Source organism: Paraburkholderia sp. SIMBA_027, assembly GCF_046535315.1.
Lineage (GTDB): Bacteria > Pseudomonadota > Gammaproteobacteria > Burkholderiales > Burkholderiaceae > Paraburkholderia > Paraburkholderia tropica.
This window is the reverse complement of the sequence record NZ_JAWRWY010001515.1, coordinates 1-240: the sequence shown is the minus strand read 5'-3', so window position 1 is coordinate 240 and position 240 is coordinate 1. Positions and strand designations below refer to the sequence as shown.

The 240-nt window shown below is 63.3% G+C and carries 1 protein-coding gene; it reads left to right on the top strand.

Going from position 1 to position 240, the window contains the following annotated elements:
- Positions 1-240 (top strand): ATP-binding protein (locus SB764_RS44245; RefSeq protein ID WP_410867342.1); only part of this gene is annotated, 240 nt, incomplete at both ends.

Genomic DNA, 240 nt, shown 5'->3' with positions numbered 1-240 from the left:
GACGACTTCGACTTCACCGACACGCCGGTCAACGAAGGGCTCGTGCGCCAGCTTGCGACAGGAGCCTTCCTCGCCGAGCAGCACAATATCGTTCTGGTCGGCGGAACCGGCACGGGAAAGTCTCACCTGTCCATCGCCCTTGCGCGTGCTCTGATCCGCAATGGCGCACGCGGCCGCTTCTTCAACGTCGTCGACCTCGTCAATCGGCTCGAGACGGAGGCACGTAGCGGCAAACAGGGA